We start from the raw sequence: 21834 nt of genomic DNA on the forward strand, positions 1-21834 counted from the left end.
CACACTCCTCATACACCCCGAGGATCACCGGTTCGCGGGCACTCCTAGATGAGGCACCGAAGGTGTTTCGCGGGCACTTTTCGTGAGTCTCGTCGTCGCCTTGACGCGGCGCGCGATCGAGAAACAATCGAACCAAGCGTCGGCGGCGAAACACCAACACGAAGCCACGCTCACCTCCAGCGCGGCGAACTGAGACCAACCCAGGACTCGACGAGTTAGCCCCAGAAGACGACCGACAAGCTAGGAGACGCTGGAGATCTCCCCCGCCCATCGCCCGATCAGCTCGGCCTCATGCGGAGGCGGACCGGGGAGGCGGCGGCTGGCTGCCTCGGCGCGCAGGCCGTCGCAGACGAGGGCGAGGTATCGGCGGCGCAGGGCGGCGCTGCGTACGTCGTCTCCTACGTCGATGCGACTGATCTGCTCGAGGAGAACGGTGATGTCGGCGCGGGTGACGTCGGGGCGGAGGATGCCGCTGCCACGGGCGCCGCGCAGGAGGCGGTTGGTGGTGTCGACAGCGAGTTTGTCCAGGTCACGCAGGCCCTGGTCGAAGCTGACCTCGTCGCGCAGAGCGAGGGTGAGCCGCGGGAGCCCGTCGTCGAGCACCTGGCGCAGGAAACCCGTGAATGCGTGCCACGGGTCGTCGGTGTCGCTCAGCGCCGCCTCCGCGAAGGCGATGTAGCGGCGGTAGCTGTCGGCGGCGACGGCCCGCAACAGCGCCTGCTTGTTGGCGTAGCGGCGATAGAGCCCGGCGACGCCCATCCCGGCCTCCTCTGCGACCGCGGCCATGGTCGCGCGGGGGTCCCTGAGCAGGACCTCCCGAGCGGCGATCAGGACCGCGCGGTCCGCGTTGAGGGGCGGCATGCCCCACACCCTACGTGCGGGCGCCACGCTCAGGCGGTTTGTACCTGTGAGATGTCGACCAAGGCCGCGATCGGGCGGTTCGGGTAGTCGGCGAACACCCCGTCCACACCGGCCTCGAAGAGGCGATTCGCCTGGTCGCGGCCGGCTTTCAGGGTCCAGACGAAGACCAGCAGACCGTGCCGATGGGCCTCGTCGGCCAAGCCGGTGGGTGGCTGGCCCTTCTTGCGGACCATCGACTTCTTGGGGCCGATGGCCTGGGCGTACGTCGCGATCTCCGCGCAGTCGACCGCGCCCCACTTCTTGTCGACCAGCTGCACCAGCGGGAGGTCGGTGCGGGTGCTCATCTCGCGGACCCACGCCTCGTCGAAGCTCTGCAGCCACAGCCGCTGGGAGGGCAGGCCCGGGAGACTGTTCCAGCCTTCGACGCCGTGGTCGGCGAGAGTCTGCAGCAGGGTCTCGGTGACGGGAAGGCCGATGGAGGCGAAGTACGTCGGGTGCTTGACCTCCACGTGCAGCCCGACCCGCCGTCCGCGGCGCCGCGACTCGTCGGCGACGAGCAGCAGCAGCGTGTCGAGGGTGATGATCGGCTGGCTCGTGGTCGGCGCCCCGAGGCTGAGCAGCTCGGAGAAGGTGAAGTCCTCGGTGAACCAGCCGGTCCACTTCTTGCCGCTGATGACCTTGGTCGTACGCCGCTCCGCGAACTCCGGGCGCGAGGCCACGTCCGTGGTGCGGGAGAGCTCGTTCTCGTGGCGGAGCACCATCACCCCGTCGCTCGTCATCACCACGTCCGTCTCGAGCGCGTCCACGCCCTGACGCAGCGCCAGGCGGTAGGACTCCAAGGAGTGCTCCGGCAGATAGCCGGGCGCTCCGCGATGGCCGATCACAAGGGGACGGTGGGCCGATGCCATGGCGCCAAGCGTGCGTGCCGGCAGCGACGCCGCGGCGGGCGCAATGTGAATGGGACGTTACGAGCGGCGGGCCATCTTTGATCAAGCACGGCCGGTTCGGTCCCCCTGGGTCCCCCTCAGGGAGTGTCCTCGCCGGACCAGACGACGTTCTCGCGGATCAGCCGGGCGGGGACGCCGACGACGGCCGTGCGCGGCTCGACCTTCTGGTTGCGGACCATCGCGCGCATGCCGACGACGGCACCGTCACCGATCTCGGCGTGGCCGGTGACGATCACGTCGCGGCCGAGCCAGACGTGCTCGCCGAAGCGGATGTTGGCGCCGTACGGATTGATCCGCTGCCCCGTCTCACCGTCCTCCAGCCGGTGCATGTCGTCGGTCGCGACGTAGACGTTGGCCGCCCAGAGCTGGTCGCGGGCAGCCACGATCGAGCCGCCGTTGCGGGCATCGATCTGCGCGCGGGAGGTCGCGACGAGACCACCGGAGAGGATCACCGCGGAGCCGCCCCCGCAGTAGATCTCGCCCCAGACCAGGCTCGTGTCCGGGCCGATGAAGATCGTCGGCGAGTCGCCGCCGACCAGCAGCGCCTGCATCGAGGTGATGTCGGTCGCGACCACGATCAGCGCGTCGGAGAACGGGTAGAACCCGAGCAGCTCGATCAGTCGCTCATCGAGCGGGAACCCGTCACGCAGGTAGAGCGCATTGCCACCCTCGTGCCACCACTCCGGCAACGGTCCGGTGATCTCGCTCAGCTCGAGCCCGACGAGCACCTCCGGCTCGAGCCCCGCGGCGATGAGCCGCTCCCGATGTACGTCGGTGAGCGGCTCACCCCTGGTCCAGGACATGCCGGGAACCTTAGGGCATGTCGGGTAAAGACACGGCGGCCGCGAGCGGCGGTTCGGGCCGATCTGGCAAGGCGCCAGCCACGAAGGCATCCTGGTGGCTGTCGAGTGGCGGCAACGCAGCCAGATCGGATGCGAACCGCCGCGCAGCGGGCGTGGATTTGCCCGACATGCCCTAACCTGGCTCAGCTCGGATACATGCCGCTGGTCACGTTCAGCCAGGTGCCCGTGATCGCGCCGGCGCCGTCCGAGGCGAGGAAGGTCGCGGTGTCGGCGACCTCCTTCAGCCGCGGCGACCGCTTGGTCATCCGCATGCCGTCGAGGTTCGCACGGATCCCGTCGAGGGCCTCCTCCGGGAGCCGCGTCCCGAGGACCCGCTCGAACTTCTCCGCGGTGAACGTCTCGGTGATCCCGGCGGTCCAGATCCCCACGACGCGTACGCCCGAGGGCCCGACCTCCGCGGCGAGATCACGAACCAGCGCGTCGAGGGCACCGTCGGCGGCGCTGGTGCCTCCCATGCCGGGCGCCGAGCCGCGTGCGGAGCCGGAGTCGAGCGCCAGCACGACGCCGCGGCCCTGCGCCACCATCTGCCGCGCGGCCGCGCGGGCGGTGTGGAAGGAGCCGGCGATGCCGCGTACGACCGGCTGGGTGTAGTCCGCGGCCGAGATCTCCAGCAGCGCCTGCCCCTGGATATCCCCGCGGTCGGCGACGTTGAACGAGATGTCGAGCGAGCCGGTCTCGGCGACCACCCGCGCCACGAAGGCGGCCACCGCGTCCTCGTCGAGGATGTCGACCACCCCGTAGCCGGCCGCGCCGACCTCCTCGGCTTTGGCCGCCAGGGTGGCCTCGGTGCGGCCGGCGAGGTAGACCTTCGCGCCCGCCTCGGCGAAGGTCTTCGCGGTCGTCGAGCCGATGTCACCCGCGCCGCCCCAGACGATGGCGGTGCGGTCCTGAAGCTGTGCGTTCATGATGTCTCCTGAGCTGTCCTCGCGCACCTGGTGTGCGTGATCTGCCCGTTAGGACGTACGCCGGGCCGGCAACTCATCGGGTAGGCGCAAACTTTCTCAGGTGAGCGCCTGCGGGAGCCCGAAGGCGGGGAAGAGATGCGGCTCGAAGGTGGTGATCTGGGCGAGCCGGCCGTCGACGATCCGGAGCACGTCGAGCGTCTGCGGGCGGTAGATCGTGGTGCCCGGGCGACGTACGTAGCCCGCGACCGCTGGCATCCGGTTGGCCTGCGCCGCGATGAACTTCCATTCACCCAGGTAGGTCGGCGAGGTCGGATCGAGGTTGGGCAGGACGAACGACAGCAGCGCGTCGCGGGTGGTGAACCAGAACGGGTTCGGCGGCATGGTCAGCACGGCGTCGCTGGTCAGCAGGTCGGCGATGCCCTCGCGCCAATTGCTCGCCCCGGCCGCGATGTAGGCGTCGATGACCTTCCGCTCCTCCTCGCTCGGCCCCTCGGTGCGCCATGTCGACCGGTCCTCGGGCAGATGCCGGCGGAGCGCCGGCTTGGCCCGCTGGAGCAGCGAGTTGACCGTGGGGACACTGACCGAGAGCGCGGCCGCGGTCTCGGCGGCCGACCAGCCGAGCACCTCGCGGAAGACGAAGGCCGCCCGCTGCTGCGGGGTCAGGTGCTGGATCGCGGTGAGGAAGACCAGCTCGATCGTCTCCCGCGCGACCGCCTCCTCCTCCGGACGCTCCGGCTCGAGCAGGGAGTCCGGGAACGGCTGGAGCCACTCCAGCAGCTCCGGGGGCTCACCGGTGCCGTGGTCGAACCCCGGCAGCGGGGCGTACGTCTTCGGCCGCCGTTCGTTTCGGCGCAGGAAGTCGAGGCAGGTGTTGGTCGCGATCCGGTAGAGCCACGCTCGCATCGCCTCGGGGTCGGTCAGCTGGTCGCGCCGCTCCCAGGCCTTGACCAGGGTCTCCTGCACGAGGTCCTCGGCCTCGTCGAAGCTCGCCACCATCCGGTAACAGTGCACCCGCAGCTCGCGCCGGTGCTTCTCGGCGGCATCCACGAACGGGTCACCCATCGCGCTCATGGCGGTGAGCGTAGGCCCCGAACGACACTCCCGACCCGAATTTTGCAATCAAAGTCAAACTGGTGCAACGCAATCCATCCGGACGACGTACCACGTATGTGGGGCGGTCCTCCCAGGGTCCCGGCCGCTGTGCGAGTGAGTGGGTCTCCCGGCCGGGGCCCTGGTTCGTCTCCGAGACTCAGACGAGACCGCGCAGCTTCGGGAGGATCTCGTCGCCGTAGAGCTTCAGGAACTTCGCCTGGTCCGGGCCCGGGGCGTGGAAGACCAGGTGGGTGAAGCCCATGTCGAGGTATTCCTTGATCCTGGCGACGTGCTCGTCGGGGTCGGTCGACACGATGAACCTCTTGGCGGTCGCCTCGGTCGGGAGCGCGTCGGCGAGACGCTGCATCTCCACCGGGTCCTCGACGGAGTGCTTCTGCTCGGGGGTGAGACCGAGAGCACCCCAGAAGCGGGTCGCCTCCATCGCCTGCTCCAGGTCGTGGTCGAAGGAGACCTTGACCTCGATCATCATGTCCACGTCCTCCGGCTTGCGCTCGGAGAGCTCGATGCCGGTCCGTACGGCCGGGAGCAGCGTGTCGGTGTAGAGCTCGGCGCCCTTGCCGGAGGTGGTGATGTAGCCGTCACCGGCACGCCCGGCGTACTTGGTGGCGGCCGGGCCGCTGCCGGCCAGGTAGATCGGGACCGGCGTGGTCGGCTTGTCGTAGATGGTCGCCCGGTCGAGCTGGTAGTAGTCGCCCTCGAAGGTGACCCGGTCCTCGGACCAGAGCTTCTTGATCACCCGTACGGCCTCGCGGAAGCGCGCGAAGCGCACCTTGCCCTCGGGCCACTCGATGCCCAGCGGGGCCTCGTTCATCGCCTCGCCGGTGCCCATCCCGAGCACGACGCGGTCAGGGAAGAGCGAGCCCAGGGTCGCGAAGGACTGCGCCACGATCGCCGGGTGGTAGCGGAACGTCGGGGTGAGCACCGAGGTGCCCATCACGATGCGCTCCGTGCGCGCACCGAGCGCGCCCAGCCAGGTCATCGCGAAAGGCGCGTGACCGCCGTCGTGCCGCCAGGGCTGGAGATGGTCGGAGATGAAGACCGAGTCGAAACCCTGCTCCTCCGCCATCACTCCGTAGTTCAGCAGCTCCGTGGGTGCGAACTGCTCGTTGGACGCCTTGTATCCGAACCTGATCTCCGTCACACGGTCACGGTAGCCTCCCCAGCATGAAGCAGCCCAGCATGAAGCTTGCGATGCCCTTGACCTACTTCGGCAACCCGCGCGAGACCGCAGACCAGGTCGTCGGCCTGGAGAAGGCGGGGCTCGACCAGCTCTGGGTCGCCGAGCCGTACGGCTTCGACGCGGTCTCGCTGCTCGGCTACCTGGCCGCCAAGACCGAGACCGTCGAGCTCGGCGCGGGCATCCTCAACATCTACAGCCGTACGCCGGGAGCGCTGCTCCAGACCGCGGCCGGTCTCGACAACGTCTCCGGCGGCCGCGCGATCCTGGGCCTCGGGGCGAGCGGGCCCCAGGTCATCGAGGGCTTCCACGGGGTGGCGTACGACAAGCCGTTGACCCGCACCCGCGAGATCATCGGCCTGCTGCGCGCCGGCCTGCGGGGCGAACGGCTGCAGAGCGACGGGCTCTACAAGATCCCGCTGCCGGCCGACCAGGGCACCGGCCTCGGCAAGCCGCTCAAGCTGCTCAACCGGCCCGAGCGTGCCGACACCCCGCTGTGGGTGGCCGCGCTCGGTGACAACAACGTCGCCATGACCGCCGAGATCGCCGACGGCTGGCTGCCGTTCCAGTTCCTGCCCGACAAGGCCCGCGAGGTCTGGGGCGAGGCCATCGACAAGGGCCTGGCCAAGCGCTCGGCCGACCTGAAGCCGCTCGAGATCTCCGCCGGCGGCCTCCTCGCGATCACCGACGACCCCGACGAGGCCAAGCGCCACCGCGACACGATGCGTGGACTGCTGGCGCTGTACGTCGGCGGCATGGGCGCCCGCGGCAAGAACTTCTACAACGACATGGCCGTGAAGTACGGCTTCGGGGACGCGGCCAAGAAGATCCAGGACCTCTACCTCGACGGTCACAAGCGTGACGCAGAGGCCGAGGTCCCCGACGCCTGGCTCGAGGCCGGCAACCTGGTCGGGCCGGAGTCGTTCGTGAAGGAGCGGATCGCGGCCTTCAAGGAGGCCGGCGTGACCAGCCTCCAGGTGACCCCCGCCTTCGGCACCGACGGTCTCGCGTCGATCGCCCAGGTCAAGGAGTGGCTGGTCTGATCCCGGACGGGCGTGTGAACTCCCTTACACCCACGACCGCCCCGGACGTCCCGATGTGACGCTGCCCCCACGGGCATTGGTTGCATGGGGCGCATGTCTGAGCGGATCGTCGGCGCCATCACCGGACCCGTCACCAAGTGGGTCGTGCTCGGTTTCTGGCTGGTGATGCTGATCCTGATGGGGCCGCTGACCGGCAAGCTCGGCGATGTCGAGTCCCACGACAACTCCGACTGGCTCCCGGCCAACGCGGAGTCGACCCAGGCGATCGACGAGCTCGCCAAGGTGCAGGACCCCGACGACCTGACCACGACGATCGTCTACCACCGCGAGGGTGGTCTGACGAAGTCCGACTACACCGCGATCGTGCTGCAGATCCCGGAGATCGCCTCCCTGGACGGGGTGGTCACCCAGGAGAGCAAGCCTGATCAGCCCGTCATGCCCGCGATCGCCTACCCGACCGGGGAGAAGAAGGGCCAGAAGCAGGGTCTGGTCTCCGCCGACGGCGAGGTCGCCACCGTCTCGCTCGTGGTCAACTACGCCGACGAGGACCCGACCGCGCTGCTCGAACTGCGGGACGACCTGGTCGAGATGACGAAGATCGACGGCGTCGACGTCTACATCGGCGGCGCGGGCGGTTCCACGGCCGACCAGATGGAGGCCGGCGCCGGCATCGGCGGTGCGCTGCTCTACGCCGCCGCGGGCGTGGTCATCGTGATCCTGCTGATCACCTACCGCAGCCCGGTGCTGTGGTTCCTCCCGCTCGTCTCGGTGCTGGTCGCGCTGGTCGTGTCGATGGGGGTCGTCTATCTCTGCGCGATGTACGCCGGGCTGACCCTCAACCAGATGAACCGGGCGATCCTCGACGTGCTCGTCTTCGGCGCCGGCACCGACTACGCGCTGCTGCTCATCGCCCGCTATCGCGAAGAGCTCGGCCGTCACGAGGACCGGCACAAGGCGATGGCGGCGGCGCTGCGCGGGTCGGCGCCGGCGATCATCGCCTCGGCCGGCACGGTCACCGTCGGCATGCTCGGCCTGATGGTCGCCACCATGGGTTCGACGGCGAGTCTCGGCCCGGTCTGCGCGATCGGCATCGTCGCCGGCCTGGTCGTGATGTTGACCCTGCTCCCGGCCCTGCTGGTGATCACGGGTCGCTGGGTGTTCTGGCCGGTCAAACCGGCGTACGGCACCTCCGGCGAGAAGACCGGCGGCATCTGGGCGCGGCTCGGCGACTGGATCCGGAAGCGGCCCCGGGCGGTCTGGATCGGCACCGCCGCGGCGCTGCTGGCCTGCTGCGGTGGGCTCTCGATGCTCAACATCACCACGCTGGACAGCTCGGAGACGTACACCAAGGACTTCCCGTCGCTGATCGGCGACCGGGTGCTCGAGGAGCACGACCTCGGCGACCCCTCCAACCCGATCCAGGTCGTCTCGGCCCAGGGCACCGAGAAGGACATCGCCGAGGCGCTGACGAAGGCCGGCTACGACGGCGTCACCCCGGTCACCGACGGCACCCACCAGGTCGCGCTGACCGCGGTCCCGCTCGCCACCGACCCGATGTCGAAGGCGTCGTTCGACACCGTCGAGGACGTACGCAGCGTCGTCCACAACGTCGACGGCGCCGACGCGCTCGCCACCGGCACCGCCGCGATCCAGCTCGACATGGCCTCGGCGACCGACCGGGACACCAAGGTCGTGATGCCGTTGGTGCTCGGGCTGGTGCTGATCATCTTGATGATCCTGCTCCGCTCGGTCCTCTCACCGATGCTGCTGATGGCCACGGTCGTGCTCAGCTTCGGCGCCGCGCTCGGCCTCTCGGCGATCATCTTCGACGCGATGGGATTCGCCGGACAGGGCCGCGAGTTCCCGCTGTTCGTCTTCGTGTTCCTGGTCGCGCTGGGCATCGACTACAACATCTTCCTGATGCACCGGGTCCGTGAGGAGGTCGTCGCCCATGGCGACACCCGGCGCGCGTCCCTGGTCGCCCTCTCGGCGACCGGCGGCGTCATCACCAGCGCCGGTATCGTCTTGGCCGCGACGTTCGCGGTGCTCACCACGCTGCCGCACGTGAGCTTCATAGAGATCGGCCTGGCGATCGCCCTCGGCGTACTCCTCGACACCCTCGTCGTCCGCTCCATCCTGGTCACCGCCATCAACCTCGATCTGGGCGACGTCATCTGGTGGCCGAGCAGGCTCGCCCGCGGGCGAACGAGAGTTCGTTCGCCGCATCCGGCGGCCGGTCGGGTTCCGATGCCCGCGGCCCAGCACGCGCCCATGCGCGGCCCGCGGCCCCCTCGGGACCTCCGGGGCCAGCCTGATCTTCGTGGCCGACCGCAGCCCGGGCCGCGCAATCCTGGCCAGTACTGAGGGCCCGGCTGCGAAATCCGCGAAGTGTCTTTACGATGTGCCTACGACTCGGGTCGCTCGGCCCGGTCGCTCCACTTCACTGACATGCGGGACGTGCGACATGGGGCCAGACGACCAGGACAAGACGAGACCCGGTACGCCGCGGCCCACGCCGCCTCCGGCGCCTGGACCGGCGAACCCCATCGACCCGGACGCGACCCGGATCCCCAGCGCGAGCCCCACTCCGCCGCCGCCTCCGCCTCCCCCGTCGTCGGCCCCTCCGTCATCACCCCCACCCTCGTCGCCCCCGCCTGCTCAGCCGCCGACGGCACCGCCCCCGCCGCCACCGACGATGGCGATGCCCGCGGCACCGCCCGGCGGCTACGGGCCGCCTCCAGGGCAGCCACCGGTTGCGTACGCCACGGGCTATGGGCTGCCGCCGCACCACCAGCAGCCGAAGAAGAGCAACAAGGGGCTGCTGATCGGGCTCGGCGCCGCGGGCGCGGTGGTGCTCGTCGCGCTGCTCGGCACGGGGGCGTGGGCGTTCTTCACCGGGCGTCTCGGGTTCGGCCCGCTGAGCGCCGAGGACAAGAAGGCGGTGACCGCGATCGCCGCGGACGCGCCGAAGCCGACCTGGGCCTCGGCCGGGGACGCCAAGTGTGCCGCCGAGCAGCTGGTCAAGGACGAGCGCAGCGACGCCCTGCGCAAGGCCGGGCTGATCCAGATCTCCGGCGAGTCGGTGACCTACACCGGCGCGTGGCGGGGACAGCAGGCGACGACGTACTCCGAGGGTCTGCTCTCCTGCTCGGGTGACTGGAGCAAGGCGATCGGCAAGGAGTGGGCCCTGACCGACACCGACTGCCTCGGCGACGTCGACGAGACCGCGATGGCCGGCCTGATCACCACCCAGGTCATGGAGGTCGAGGACGCCGGCGTCACGAAGCAGGCCGACAAGGCGGTCGCCGCGCTCGATGAGTGCTACGTCAGCGACGAGCTCACCGCGCCCGCCGCGACGGCGACCCCCGCCGTGCTCGGCGTAGACTTCGCAGTCACGTCACCGACCGTCGAGGGCAGCGAGGTGGTCGTGCAGGCGAAGTCCGCCGACTCCTCGGAGTGGGCCCCGGTGACCGGCGGGAAGGTCAACATCCCAGTTCGCGAAGGCGGCCAGGAGGGCTGCGCGACCTTCCAGGCCTCGATCAACTACCCCTGGGGCACCACCAAGACCAGCGAGAGCGAGGCCTGCGGGAAGGCGAAGGACCGCCGGCTGTGGTGGACGAAGGACAAGTCGTGCGCCCAGCCGAAGTACGCCCCGTGCAGCTCCTGGACGCTCCGCTACGAGGGCTATGAGCTCCTCTCCAGCGTCACGATCAAGCTGAAGCTCAACGGCGGAAACTGCCGGTCGGCCTCCGGATCGTGCTCGGACAGGGCCTTCGTCACCAAGCCGAGCGGCACCTGGACCAACTGGACCGCACCCAAGGGCTGGAAGGACCGGTTCACCGCCGAGGTCGACGGTCTCAAGGCGGTACTTCCCAACTAAGGCCTTCTTAACTTTTGGTCTCGCCCGTGGCGTTGCCGCACGACGATCGTTGACGGGACGCTAGGGTTTCGGCAGAGGTCTGGAATCGGGTAAAAAAATCAGGGCGAGGTTCTAAAAGATGGTTGCGTTCCCCCAGGAAGGCGAGCAGTTCGGTCGCTACGTGATCGAGCGGGTCCTGGGTCAAGGTGGCATGGGTGTCGTCTACCAGGCGAAGGACCCGGCACTGCGACGCAAGGTGGCGCTGAAGCTGGTGCTGCCCTCACTCACGGTCGACAAGGACTTCATCACCCGCTTCGAGCGGGAAGCCAACATCCTGGCCAAGCTGCGCTCGCGCAACATCGTGCAGATCATCGAGTACGGCGAGGTCGAGGGCACGGTCTACCTCGTCACCGAGTACGTCCCCGATGGCGACCTGCACGGCTGGCTGAAGACCCAGGGGCAGCTGGAGACCGTCCAGGCGCTGCGCCTGGTCGGTGACGTCAGCGACGCCCTCTTCGACGCGCACCGCGCCGGTGTGGTCCACCGCGACGTGAAGCCGTCCAACGTGCTCCTGTGGGAGCGCCAGGAGGGCGAGCTCGTCCCCTACCTCACCGACTTCGGCATCGCGACCGAGGGCGACTCCAACGTGACCCGGGCCGGCTCGGTGGTGGGCTCGCTGCCTTACATGTCGCCCGAGCGTCACATGGGTGAGCAGGCGACCGCGGCGGGCGACATCTACGCCGCCGGCTGTCTGCTGTGGGCCTGCCTGACCGGCAAGGCCCCCTACGTCGGCACCGACTTCGAGCTGATGAGCGCCCACATCAACAGCCCGGTGCCGAGGCTGCCCGCCTCGACGCCGGGCGCCGACCTGATCAACCCGATCATCCAGCGGGCGCTGGCGAAGAAGCCGGAGAACCGCTTCCGCACCGCGGCTGAGCTCTCCAAGGCCCTCGACAAGGCCGCCGACCGGCTCGAGGAGTCCGGTCTGGGTGGTGGGGTCATCGGCGCTGTCGCCGGAGCGGGCGCCGCCGATCTCGGCTCCCGTCCCGGCGTCAGCTACGACACGACCGCGAGCGGGACCTCCGGCGGCGGCACGCCGGTCCCCGAGGCCGAAGCCCAGCCGACGATCGTCAAGCGCCCGGGCGAAGGCACCCCGCCTCCCGCCCCGCTCGCCAACGAGACCGACTCCACCGTCGTGCACAGCGGCAAGGGCCTGCCCCACACCGCGGCCGCCGCCGCCGCCGCGTCCTCGACCGGCGGCACCGGCGCCGGCGGCGGCCAGCCCGAGTGGCTGCCGTCGCACCACTCCAGCGCCGGCCAGGGCAACGGCGGCGACAAGAAGAAGCTCTACGCCATCGTCGGCGGCGGGGTCGCCGCGGTCCTGCTCCTCGGCGTCGGCATCTTCACCCAGGGCTTCGGCATCTTCGGTCTCCACGGCGACGACGCCAAGGCGGCCGAGGCGATCGCCAGTGGCGTACCCAAGCCGGGCTGGGCCACCGAGGACCAGATGACCTGCGCGGCCGAGACCCTGGTCGGGAAGGTTCCCGCGGCCGAGCTGCGCTCCCACGGCGTCGTGGACGCGGGCGACGACTGGACCTACACCGGCGACTGGCCCGCCGACGACGCGATGAAGTTCACCCAGGGCATGCTCGACTGCACCGAGTCCTGGGCGACCGAGATCGGCGACAACTGGAAGGTCGGCGACACCCGCTGCATGGAGAAGGAGGTCGACAAGACCTCCATGGCCGGCCTCCTCGCGGTCGGGGACCTCCTCAAGGACGGCGACACCGGCGCCGCCGGCCCGGCCAGCGACAAGGCCGTCCAGGCCCTCGACGCGTGCTACGTCAAGGCCGACGCCCTCGGCGCCAAGGTGACCCCCAAGCCTGCCTACATGCAGGTCGACTTCGACGTGCAGGAGCCCACTGCTCCCGGCGGGCAGTCGGTGATCGGGATCGCCAAGAAGGGCAGCGGCAGCTACGAGGAGCTCAAGGGCTCTACCTACGAGCTCCCCGTCACCGAGGGTGGTGTCGAGGGCTGCATCGCGGTCAAGACCACCGTCAACTTCGCCTGGGGCACCGAGAAGGCCACCGACGCCGACGCGTGCGGCAAGGCCGAGCCGAAGAAGCTCACCTGGGACAAGCTCGACAAGTGCACCGACCCGACCTACACGAAGCGGAAGATCGCGTGCAACACGTGGCAGCTCAACTTCGAGGGCTTCGAGCCCGGCAAGAAGTTCAACGTGAAGCTCACCCGCAACGGCGGTAAGTGCTCGGAGGCGAAGGGCGCTCAGTGCACCTATCCAGGCACTCCAGCCGGCGACGGCCGGGGCGCCGTCGTCCAGTGGTCGGGCCCGCAGGACTGGACGGACAAGTTCGTCGCCACAGCCCCCGGTGCGAGCGCTCAGATCGACAACTAGTTCGACAACTGGGCGGTGGCTACTAGGCTGCTTGGTGATGAGCGAGCAGCCGACACCTCAGCAGATCCGCCGGGCGCTGGCCCGGGCCGAACGCGGCGCAGCCCTGGACGTGGCGGAGGCTTCGGCACTCCTCGCGGCCAGAGGCGATGACCTCGAACGACTGACCACCGCCGCGGCGAAGGTCCGTGACGCCGGACTGGTCGCGGCCGGACGACCCGGGACAGTGACGTACTCCCCGAAGGTCTTCATCCCGATCACCAAGCTGTGCCGGGACCGATGTCACTACTGCACGTTCGTCGAGACACCGGGGCAGGCGGAGCGGGAGGGCCGCGAGCCCTACCTGAGCCCTGATGAGATCCTGGAGATCGCCGCCGAGGGTGCGAAGCTGGGCTGTCTGGAGGCGCTGTTCACCCTCGGCGACCGGCCCGAGGACCGCTGGCCCGAGGCGCGCGAGTGGCTGGAGTCGCGTGGCTATGAGTCGACCCTCGACTACGTGCGGGCGATGGCGATCCGGGTGCTCGAGGAGACCGGTCTGCTCCCCCACCTCAACCCCGGGGTGATGTCGTGGGAGGAGATGAACCGGCTCAAGCCGGTCTCCCCCTCGATGGGGATGATGCTGGAGACCACCAGCCGGAGGCTCTTCGAGACCAAGGGCGAGGCCCATTTCGGCTCGCCCGACAAGGATCCCGCGGTGCGGCTACGGGTGCTCGAGGACGCCGGTCGTCTCTCGATCCCGTTCACCAGCGGACTCCTGGTCGGCATCGGCGAGAACCTCACCGAGCGCGCGGAGACGATCTTCGCGCTGCGGAAGGTGCACAAGGCCTACGCCGGGCTGCAGGAGATCATCGTCCAGAACTTCCGGGCCAAGCCGTCGACCGCGATGCGTCATGTCGACGACCTTGGGCTGGATGAGTATCTGGCCGCGATCGCCGTGACCCGGATCGTCCTGGGCCCCAAGGCCCGGGTCCAGGCGCCACCCAACCTGGTCGACCTCGACGAGTGCCGGGCGCTGCTCGGCGCCGGCATCGACGACTGGGGCGGCGTCTCGCCGCTCACGCCCGACCACGTCAACCCCGAGCGCCCCTGGCCCTCGCTGGACGCGCTGCGCCAGGTCACCGCCGAGGCCGGCTTCCAGCTGAAGGCCCGACTGACCGTCCATCCGGAGTACGTCGCCGGCACCCTGCGCGACGGCCAGTCCTGGATCGACCCACGGGTCCTCTCCCACGTCGAGGCGCTCGCCGACGCGGACGGCCTGGCCCGCGACGGCGTCCGGCCCGAGGGCCACCCCTGGCAGGAGCCGGACGGTGGCTTCACCGCGGCCGGCCGGGTCGACCTGCACGCCTCCGTCGACACCACCGGGCGCACCAACGACCGGCGCGACGACTTCGAGACGGTCTACGGCGACTGGGACGCCGTGCGGGAGGCGGCCACCGCGACCGGCGCTCCCGCGGTTCTGCACGCGGAGGGGCATGCGGCTCTCGCCGCGGCCGAGAAGGACCCCGGCAACCTCTCCGACGAGCACGCGCTGACCCTGATGACCGCCGAGGGCGACCTGCTGCGCCAGGTCACCAAGCTCGCCGATGACCTACGCAAAGAGGTCAACGGCGACACCGTGACGTACGTCGTCAACCGCAACATCAACTTCACCAACGTCTGCTACGTCGGCTGCCGGTTCTGCGCCTTCGCCCAGCGCAAGACCGACGCCGATGCGTACTCCCTGGATCTGGACCAGGTCGCCGACCGTGCCGAGGAGGCCTGGAACCTGGGCGCCACCGAGGTCTGCATGCAGGGCGGGATCGACCCCGAGCTCCCCTCGACGGCGTACTTCGACCTCGTCCAGGCCGTCAGGCAGCGGGTGCCGGAGATGCACGTGCACGCCTTCTCCCCGATGGAGATCGTCAACGGCACCTCCCGCACCGGACTCTCCATCGAGGACTTCCTGATCAAGGTCCGCGAGGCCGGCCTGGGCTCGCTCCCGGGCACCGCAGCCGAGATCCTCGACGACGAGGTCCGCTGGGTCCTGACCAAGGGCAAGCTACCCGCGAAGACCTGGATCGAGATCGTCTCCACGGCCCACCGCGTCGGCATCCCGACGACCTCGACGATGATGTACGGCCACGTCGACAACCCGCGCCACTGGGTCGGCCACCTCCGCGTCCTGGCCGGCATCCAGGACCAGGCCCGCGAGCACGGAAACGCCGAGCTGACCGAGTTCGTGCCGCTTCCCTTCGTCCACACCAGCGCCCCGATCTACCTCGCCGGCGCCGCCCGCCCGGGCCCGACCATGCGCGACAACCTCGCCGTCCACGCGCTGGCGAGGATCATGCTCCACGGCCGCATCGACAACATCCAGACGAGCTGGGTCAAGCTCGGCATCGACGGCACCAGGGCCATGCTCCAAGCCGGCGCCAACGACCTCGGCGGCACCCTGATGGAAGAGACCATCTCCCGGATGGCCGGCTCCGAGCACGGCTCGGCAAAGACCGTCGCCGAGCTCGAGGAGATCGGCGCAGGCATCGAGCGCGACGTACGCGAACGGACGACGTTGTACGGGACGCGATGAACCTCTAACGGTCATATGACTGGAATTCCAGTCGTATGACCGGTGTGCCGGTCACACGACGCCCATGCCCCCGTCGAGAAGTGGCAGGGGGTATCGGAAACGGCTACCCTCTACGATCCTCGCTGAACCGTCTCGAGGAAGAGTGAGATGTCCGACCCCACCGGCAGTACCGCTCAGCAACAACCGAAACCCACCGAGCTCGCCAACGCGGCGGCTGAGGAGGCCCGTCGGCGACGGCTCGGGCTGCCGCCGCTGCCACGGCGGCGGCGCGACCGGGGCCGCCCTGTACGCCTGGCGCTGCGCTGGCTCGTGAGCGTCGGCGTGCTCGTCGCCGTGGCCTTCCTCGGCACCTCGGCGTGGGCTTACTTCACCGGCGAGATCGGTCCGCTGCGCGGTGCCGAGAAGGACGTAGCGCGCACTCTCGCCCTCGCCGGCGACACCCCGGCCTGGGCCACCCCGGAGCAGATCCGCTGCGCCGGGGACGCCATGGTCAAGGACAAGGGCAGCGCCGGGCTCGCCGATGCCGGAGTGGTCACCAAGACCGGCAGCGGGTTCAGCTATGCCGGGGAGTGGCCCTCGGCGCTGGGCTCGCAGTGGTACTCCGAACTGCTCGACTGCGCCGACGGCGGCGCCAACAGCTGGAGCAGGCAGGTCGCGGACGCCTGGACGCTCGATGACCCCCGATGCGTGCGGGAGGTCGGCCGCCCGGCGATCGCCGGTGTCCTGGCCGTCACCAACCTGCGGCTCACCGACGAGGACCTCGCCGCCAAGAACGTCGCCACGATCACCCACCTCGACAGCTGCTACGCCCGCACACCCGAGGCGCCGACCGGAGCCGCCGCCGCGGGCTACCGCGAGGTCACGCTGAAGGTCACCGCCCCGGCGGTCACCTCCGGCATCGCCTCCATCGACGACGGCGCCACCCAGCCCACCGCCGGCGAGGACCCGGAGCTCACCTACACGCTGCCGGTCGCCAAGGGCGGCACCGAGGCTTGCGTAGAGGCGACCACCAAGGTGACGTACGCCTGGGGCACGGTCCGCGCCGGCGAGCCGGCCAAGCTCTGCGGCAAGGCGGCCGCGGCCCGGATGGAGTGGCACACGGTCGAGCGCTCGTGCCCCAAGGGGAAGCCGAAGTGCACCTACATGGCGGCCTACGTCGAGGGGTTGGCCGACAACCAGACGACGACGATCACCTACCGGCCGACGGGTGACTTCAAGTGTGCCGGCAAGAAACCCACCTGCACGGTCAAGATCAAGGCCGACGCCACCGGGAAGGCCCGCACGCCCGGCCTGATGGTCACCGGCAAGAAGGGGAAGATCGTGGCGAGCGCGGGCAGTCTGAAGGCGACGTACACCGGCTGAAGCGAAGCCCGAAGCAATAGGCACAGCTCGTAGGCTGGTGGGCGTGCCTTCCGACCTCACCTTCGGCGCGACCCGCGGGCCCAGCCCCGATCCGGCCCAGCGCCCGCCGGCGCTGCCCCGCAAGCGCCGCCGGACCCTTGTCGACCTCCCCGGCGGGACGTACGCCGCCGGGGACTCGTTCGGCGAGGGCTACCAGGCCGATGGCGAAGGTCCGGTGCACGCGGTCGACCTGCCCGCCTTCCGGCTGGACGCGACCGCGGTCACCAACGAGGAGTTCGCCCGGTTCGTGAAGGCGACCGGACACGTCACCACGGCCGAACGAGAGGGCTTCTCGGCCGTCTTCCACCTGGCCTTCGAAGGCTCGCCACGCGATGTCCTGGGCCGCTCGCCCGAGGCACCCTGGTGGCTCGGCGTACGCGCCGCCTCCTGGCGGGCGCCGGAGGGCCCCGGCTCCAACGTCGGGCGCCGCGGCAACCACCCGGTCGTGCACGTCTCCCACGACGACGCGCAGGCGTACTGCGACTGGGCCGGGACCAGGCTGCCGACCGAGGCCGAGTGGGAGCACGCCGCCCGCGGCGGTCTCGCCGGCTCGCGGTTCCCGTGGGGCGACGACCTGGAGCAGGACGGCACCCACCACGCCAACGTCTGGCAGGGAGTCTTCCCGGACACCAACACCGCCGACGACGGGTTCGTCACGACCGCGCCGGTGCGGACGTACGAACCCAACGGCTTCGGGCTGTTCCAGATGATCGGCAACGTCTGGGAGTGGTGCGCGGACTGGTTCTCGCCGACCTACTACGCCGACCTCGTCGACTCCGGCTCCTCCGCGGACCCGCGGGGCCCCGCCGAGGGCCTGACCCGGGTCATGCGCGGCGGCTCCTACCTCTGCCACGACTCCTACTGCCACCGCTACCGGCTCTCGGCGCGCTCCAGCAGCCCGCCCGACTCGACCGCTGGCAACCTGGGGTTCCGCTGCGCGGCCGACCTGGACGATCAGTCCGCCGGGTAGAACTCCTTCGGGCAGGTGTCACCGGCACAGTCGGCGTACTTCTCGCTCAGCCCACGCAGCTCGGCCAGCTCGTCGGCGTACTCGGGGAGCAGTGCGAGCGACCGGATCTGGTAGGGGTCCTCGGCCAGGTCGTAGAGCTCTTCGCTGCCGTCGGAGAAGCGGGCATAGGTCCAGTCACCGAAGCGGATCCCCGAGTAGATCTGCTTGGAGCCGTCGTTGACCCGCCAGGCGGAGAGCGGGATCACCCGGTCCTGCGCGGGGGCCTCGAGCCACGGCATGATGTTGACGCCGTCCTGGGTCCGCCCCGGCTCGGCGCCGGCGACCGCCATGATCGTGGTGGCGATGTCGGGGTTGCCGACCCCGGTGGCCAGGGTCCGTCCGGCCGGGATGCCCGGGCCGCGCAGGATCACCGGGATCCGCTGCGTCTCGCGGTAGTGCATCAGCTTGCCGTTGATGTTGTGGCCGCCGGTGGTGTAGCCGTTGTCCGAGGAGAAGATGATGATGGTGTTGTCGAGCTGGCCGGTCTCCTGCAGGCGGAGTACGTGGCTGGCGACCGCGCGGTCGAGCGACTGGACGGCCTCGACCCGCTGCTCGTGCGCGATCCGCAGCTCGGCGCGGCCCTGCGCGTCGAAGTGCTTGCGCGATGCCGAGATCCGCGGCGCATCGGTCGGGGTGCGGAACATGTAGGGAGTGTCCGGCAGCTCGAGACCGTCGAAGGAGTGCTTGTCCTCCTCCGCCGGCCTGGTCGTGCTGGTGCCCTCCGGGTCTTCCGGCTCATCGGGTCCACCGTGGTGCGGTGCCACGTAGTTGAGCCACATGTACCACGGCTTGTCGGCACGCTCCGGCGCCGAGATCATCTCGTTGGCCTGGTCCCGCATGACGTACGTCGTGTAGCGGTTGTAGGTCGTGAGCTTGCCGTTGTGGTTGATCCGCGGCCGGATGAAGTTGTAGGTCGACATGTCGGTCGTCGCCCGCCAGTCGGTCCACCCGGGCGGCACGTCCTTGGCGGTCCCGTCGAGGCCGTAGCCGTTGAGGTACTTGCCGGCGAAGAGGGTGTCGTAGCCGGCGCTCTGCAGCGCCTCGGGCAGCGTGCCGGTGTGGTCCATCGACTGGTAGCCACCGCGTTCGCCGTTGATCGTCACGGTGTGGTGGTTCTGGCTGTACTGCCCGGTCAGCAGCGACGCGCGGGCCGGCACGCAGATCGGCGTGGGGGCGATCGCCTCGGTCAGCGAGGTGCCCTGCGCGGCCAGGAGGCTGCGGGTGTGGGGCATGAACTCGAGATCCTCGTAGGCGAGGTCGTCGGCCGTGATCATGAGGATGTTGGGCTGGGTGGAGTAGGGCGCCCAGTCGGGCGTCGATGTCGGAGTCGAGGGCACCACGCCGTCGTTGTCGCGCGCGAAGGCGTTCCCGGCCAGAGATCCCAGCGACCCCAGCGGCCCGGCCGATTCGGGCATCGCGCCGAGCGCGATCGAGGCGCCGGCGAGCACGGCAACGGCCGCCACCGCCAATCGGGCGCGAGGCGCCATCTGCTCTGCTCCCTTGGTCGATCCCCGCGTCGTATGTTTCCGTCCGGTTCCACTCCATACCGGACCGGGTTAACGTTACCGAAGGGGGCCGTCATGACCCCAATGCCCGGCCGATCAGGAGACTCTAGTGAGCGAATCGCGCGAGAACTACGGCGACTACAGTGTCGACGACGAGGACCAGATCACCGGTGAGGACGCGCTCTCCGGGGACGTTCTCGAAGGTGAGGTGCGCGACGAGCTCGACCACGGCATCGTCACCGCCGACCGCTACTCCACCGACTACGGCAACACGCCCTGGGAGGAGGAGCACCGGGAGTGCATCGACCAGCGCCGCCACCAGGAGGTGCCGGAGCCGGATCCCTACGCGGTCGAGTACGACGATGCCGAGGAGAGCGACGACCCTGACGGCCGCGAGGTCGGCAACCAGCGAGCGGGGCGGCTGGTCGACCCCGACCGTGGCGAGGGCGAGGACGCGGAGTCCGAGCTCTACGGGATCGATGCCGGCATCGACGGCGCCGGCGCCTCCGCCGAGGAGGCTGCGATGCACATCATCGACGACAGCGACGACGGGGACCAGGAGCGCTAGGCCGTGAGGTCGTCGATCTCCAGCACGATCTCGACCTCGAACCCCTCAGAGCTCTCCAGGTAGAGCGCCGTGTGCTCGTCGCCGCCGGCGTGCGGGTAGCGGTCGGCGTACATCTCGTGCCAGCCGTGCTCGGTCGACGCCGCCCGCATCCTGTCGAGCTGGTCTCGGTCATCGATCATGAACGCGATGTGGTTGACGCCGGGCCGGAGCCGGTCCTGCGTGCCGTGCTGGTCCGTGGAGTGCTCCATGAAGACGTACGTCCCGTCCGACGCCTCCCAGAAGTGACCCTTCTCGCCGGCCTCCCAGCCGAGCTCGCCGAAGAGCCAGCCCCACTCCCCCGAAGCGGTCTCGAAGTCGTCGACCCAGAGGTCCCAGTGGTGGATCGCCCGCATCTCTCCCCCTAACCAGCCAGTGAGCCTGAGGCTACATCGTGCCCTGCGTACGCGGATCGGTCCGGACTCGGAGTCTTGGTGGCGAAGCCGAGAAACGGAGTCGCGGGAGGGCGAACCCTCGTGTGAGGATCGGGGCGTGAGTGACCTGAAGACCTTCATCGCCGGGCTGCCCAAGGCCGAGCTCCATGTCCACCACGTCGGGTCGGCTTCGCCGCGGATCGTCGCGGAGCTGGCGGCGCGGCATCCGGGGACGGTGCCGGCCGACATCGAGCTGCTGCGGGAGTACTTCACGTTCAGCGACTTCGCGCACTTCATCGAGGTCTACCTCTCGGTCGTCGACCTGGTCCGTACGCCGGAGGACATCCGCTACCTGACCTACGAGATCGCGCGCGACCTGGCGCAGACCCAGCAGGTCCGTTACGCCGAGCTGACCTGCACGCCCTACACCTCCGTACGCCCGGACCTGGCCGTGCGCGAGCCCGGGCAGACCGGGCACGCCGGGATGGCGATCGAGGCCTACACCGAGGCACTCGAGGACGCCCGGGTGGGAGCCGAGCGCGATTTCGGGATCACGCTGCGCTGGATCTACGACATCCCGGGCGAGTCGGGGATCCCGGCGGCCGATGCGACCCTGGCGTACGCCGTCGACCACGGCCCGGAGGCGCTCATCGGGTTCGGACTCGGTGGACCCGAGGTGGGGGTTCCCCGGCCGCAGTTCGAGAGGCACTTCGACGCGGCCCGTGCCGCGGGGCTCCGCTCGCTGCCGCACGCCGGCGAGACCACCGGACCGCAGACGATCTGGGACGCCCTGACCGTGCTGAGGGCCGAGCGGATCGGCCACGGCACCTCGGCGGCCCAGGATCCGGCCCTGCTCGCCCACCTCGCCGAGCACCGGATCCCGCTCGAGGTCTGTCCCTCGTCCAACGTCGCCACCGGGGCCGTCGCGACGCTCGAGGAGCACCCGCTGAAGACGTTCGTCGATGCCGGAGTGCCGGTCACGATCAACTCCGACGACCCGCCGATGTTCGCGACCACGCTCAACCAGGAGTACGAGATCGCAGCCGACCTCCTCAGCCTCGACACCGCCGGCATCGCCGACCTCGCCCGTGCCGCCGTCGACGTCTCCTACGCACCCGACGACGTCAAGATCCGGCTGCGCGGCGAGATCGACGCGTACGCCACGCCTTAAGCGCTTGACGCGGCTCCGACCCG

17 protein-coding genes are annotated in these 21834 nt (G+C 69.8%); 9 read left to right on the forward strand and 8 right to left on the reverse strand.

The window, feature by feature from the left end:
• Positions 1-240: 240 nt before the first annotated feature.
• From ACFWQC_RS18390 to fgd, 6 genes are all read right to left on the reverse strand, one after another.
• Positions 241-861, reverse strand: a complete 621-nt coding sequence (locus ACFWQC_RS18390) for a TetR/AcrR family transcriptional regulator (RefSeq protein WP_378680906.1) — start codon at positions 859-861, stop codon at positions 241-243.
• Between the two features lie 29 nt (positions 862-890).
• A complete protein-coding gene (locus ACFWQC_RS18395) occupies positions 891-1769 on the reverse strand; it encodes a glycerophosphodiester phosphodiesterase family protein (protein WP_378680909.1) in 879 nt (292 codons plus the stop codon).
• A gap of 116 nt (positions 1770-1885) precedes the next feature.
• Positions 1886-2611 carry an acyltransferase gene (locus ACFWQC_RS18400; protein WP_378680912.1) on the reverse strand — a complete coding sequence of 242 codons (726 nt, stop codon included), beginning with the start codon at positions 2609-2611 and terminating at the stop codon, positions 1886-1888.
• Positions 2612-2793: 182 nt separating this feature from the next.
• A complete protein-coding gene (locus tag ACFWQC_RS18405) occupies positions 2794-3576 on the reverse strand; it encodes an SDR family NAD(P)-dependent oxidoreductase (protein WP_378680915.1) in 783 nt (260 codons plus the stop codon).
• A gap of 96 nt (positions 3577-3672) precedes the next feature.
• Positions 3673-4647 (reverse strand): RNA polymerase subunit sigma-70, encoded by a 975-nt coding sequence (locus tag ACFWQC_RS18410; protein WP_378680918.1) that lies wholly within the window; start codon positions 4645-4647, stop codon positions 3673-3675.
• A 178-nt stretch (positions 4648-4825) separates the two neighbouring features.
• Entirely contained in the window at positions 4826-5830 is a 1005-nt protein-coding gene (gene fgd, locus ACFWQC_RS18415) for a glucose-6-phosphate dehydrogenase (coenzyme-F420) (RefSeq protein ID WP_378680921.1), read from the reverse strand.
• Positions 5831-5853: 23 nt separating this feature from the next.
• On the opposite strand from fgd, the gene ACFWQC_RS18420 reads away from it, so the two are divergent.
• From ACFWQC_RS18420 to ACFWQC_RS18450, 7 genes are all read left to right on the forward strand, one after another.
• Complete coding sequence (locus ACFWQC_RS18420; RefSeq protein ID WP_378680924.1) at positions 5854-6909, forward strand: LLM class F420-dependent oxidoreductase; 1056 nt, start codon at positions 5854-5856, stop codon at positions 6907-6909.
• Between the two features lie 93 nt (positions 6910-7002).
• A complete protein-coding gene (locus ACFWQC_RS18425) occupies positions 7003-9273 on the forward strand; it encodes an MMPL family transporter (RefSeq protein WP_378680927.1) in 2271 nt (756 codons plus the stop codon).
• Positions 9274-9610: 337 nt separating this feature from the next.
• Positions 9611-10789, forward strand: coding sequence for a hypothetical protein (locus ACFWQC_RS18430; RefSeq protein ID WP_378680930.1), 1179 nt, complete (start codon positions 9611-9613; stop codon positions 10787-10789).
• Positions 10790-10907: 118 nt separating this feature from the next.
• Positions 10908-13184, forward strand: a complete 2277-nt coding sequence (locus ACFWQC_RS18435) for a protein kinase (protein WP_378680933.1) — start codon at positions 10908-10910, stop codon at positions 13182-13184.
• A 37-nt stretch (positions 13185-13221) separates the two neighbouring features.
• Positions 13222-15747: a bifunctional FO biosynthesis protein CofGH gene (locus ACFWQC_RS18440; protein WP_378680936.1), complete on the forward strand. Its 2526-nt coding sequence runs from the start codon at positions 13222-13224 to the stop codon at positions 15745-15747.
• Positions 15748-15894: 147 nt separating this feature from the next.
• Positions 15895-17109 (forward strand): hypothetical protein, encoded by a 1215-nt coding sequence (locus ACFWQC_RS18445; RefSeq protein WP_378680939.1) that lies wholly within the window; start codon positions 15895-15897, stop codon positions 17107-17109.
• Between the two features lie 43 nt (positions 17110-17152).
• On the forward strand, positions 17153-18118 hold the full coding sequence (locus ACFWQC_RS18450) for a formylglycine-generating enzyme family protein (RefSeq protein WP_378680941.1): 966 nt from the start codon (positions 17153-17155) through the stop codon (positions 18116-18118).
• On the opposite strand, the gene ACFWQC_RS18455 is transcribed toward ACFWQC_RS18450, so the two are convergent.
• Entirely contained in the window at positions 18103-19644 is a 1542-nt protein-coding gene (locus ACFWQC_RS18455) for a sulfatase-like hydrolase/transferase (RefSeq protein ID WP_378680944.1), read from the reverse strand. The genes ACFWQC_RS18450 and ACFWQC_RS18455 overlap by 16 nt on opposite strands.
• A 127-nt stretch (positions 19645-19771) precedes the next feature.
• Between ACFWQC_RS18455 and ACFWQC_RS18460 the strand changes: the two genes are divergently transcribed.
• Positions 19772-20230, forward strand: a complete 459-nt coding sequence (locus ACFWQC_RS18460; protein ID WP_378680947.1) for a DUF5709 domain-containing protein — start codon at positions 19772-19774, stop codon at positions 20228-20230.
• Here the strand turns inward: ACFWQC_RS18460 and ACFWQC_RS18465 are convergent.
• A complete protein-coding gene (locus ACFWQC_RS18465; RefSeq protein ID WP_378680950.1) occupies positions 20227-20622 on the reverse strand; it encodes a VOC family protein in 396 nt (131 codons plus the stop codon). The genes ACFWQC_RS18460 and ACFWQC_RS18465 overlap by 4 nt on opposite strands.
• A gap of 136 nt (positions 20623-20758) precedes the next feature.
• On the opposite strand from ACFWQC_RS18465, the gene ACFWQC_RS18470 reads away from it, so the two are divergent.
• On the forward strand, positions 20759-21811 hold the full coding sequence (locus ACFWQC_RS18470; protein WP_378680953.1) for an adenosine deaminase: 1053 nt from the start codon (positions 20759-20761) through the stop codon (positions 21809-21811).
• The last annotated feature ends 23 nt before the right edge of the window (positions 21812-21834 follow it).

The sequence above is a fragment of the Nocardioides sp. NPDC058538 genome (assembly GCF_042719275.1).
In the GTDB taxonomy this organism is placed as follows: Bacteria; Actinomycetota; Actinomycetes; order Propionibacteriales; family Nocardioidaceae; genus Nocardioides.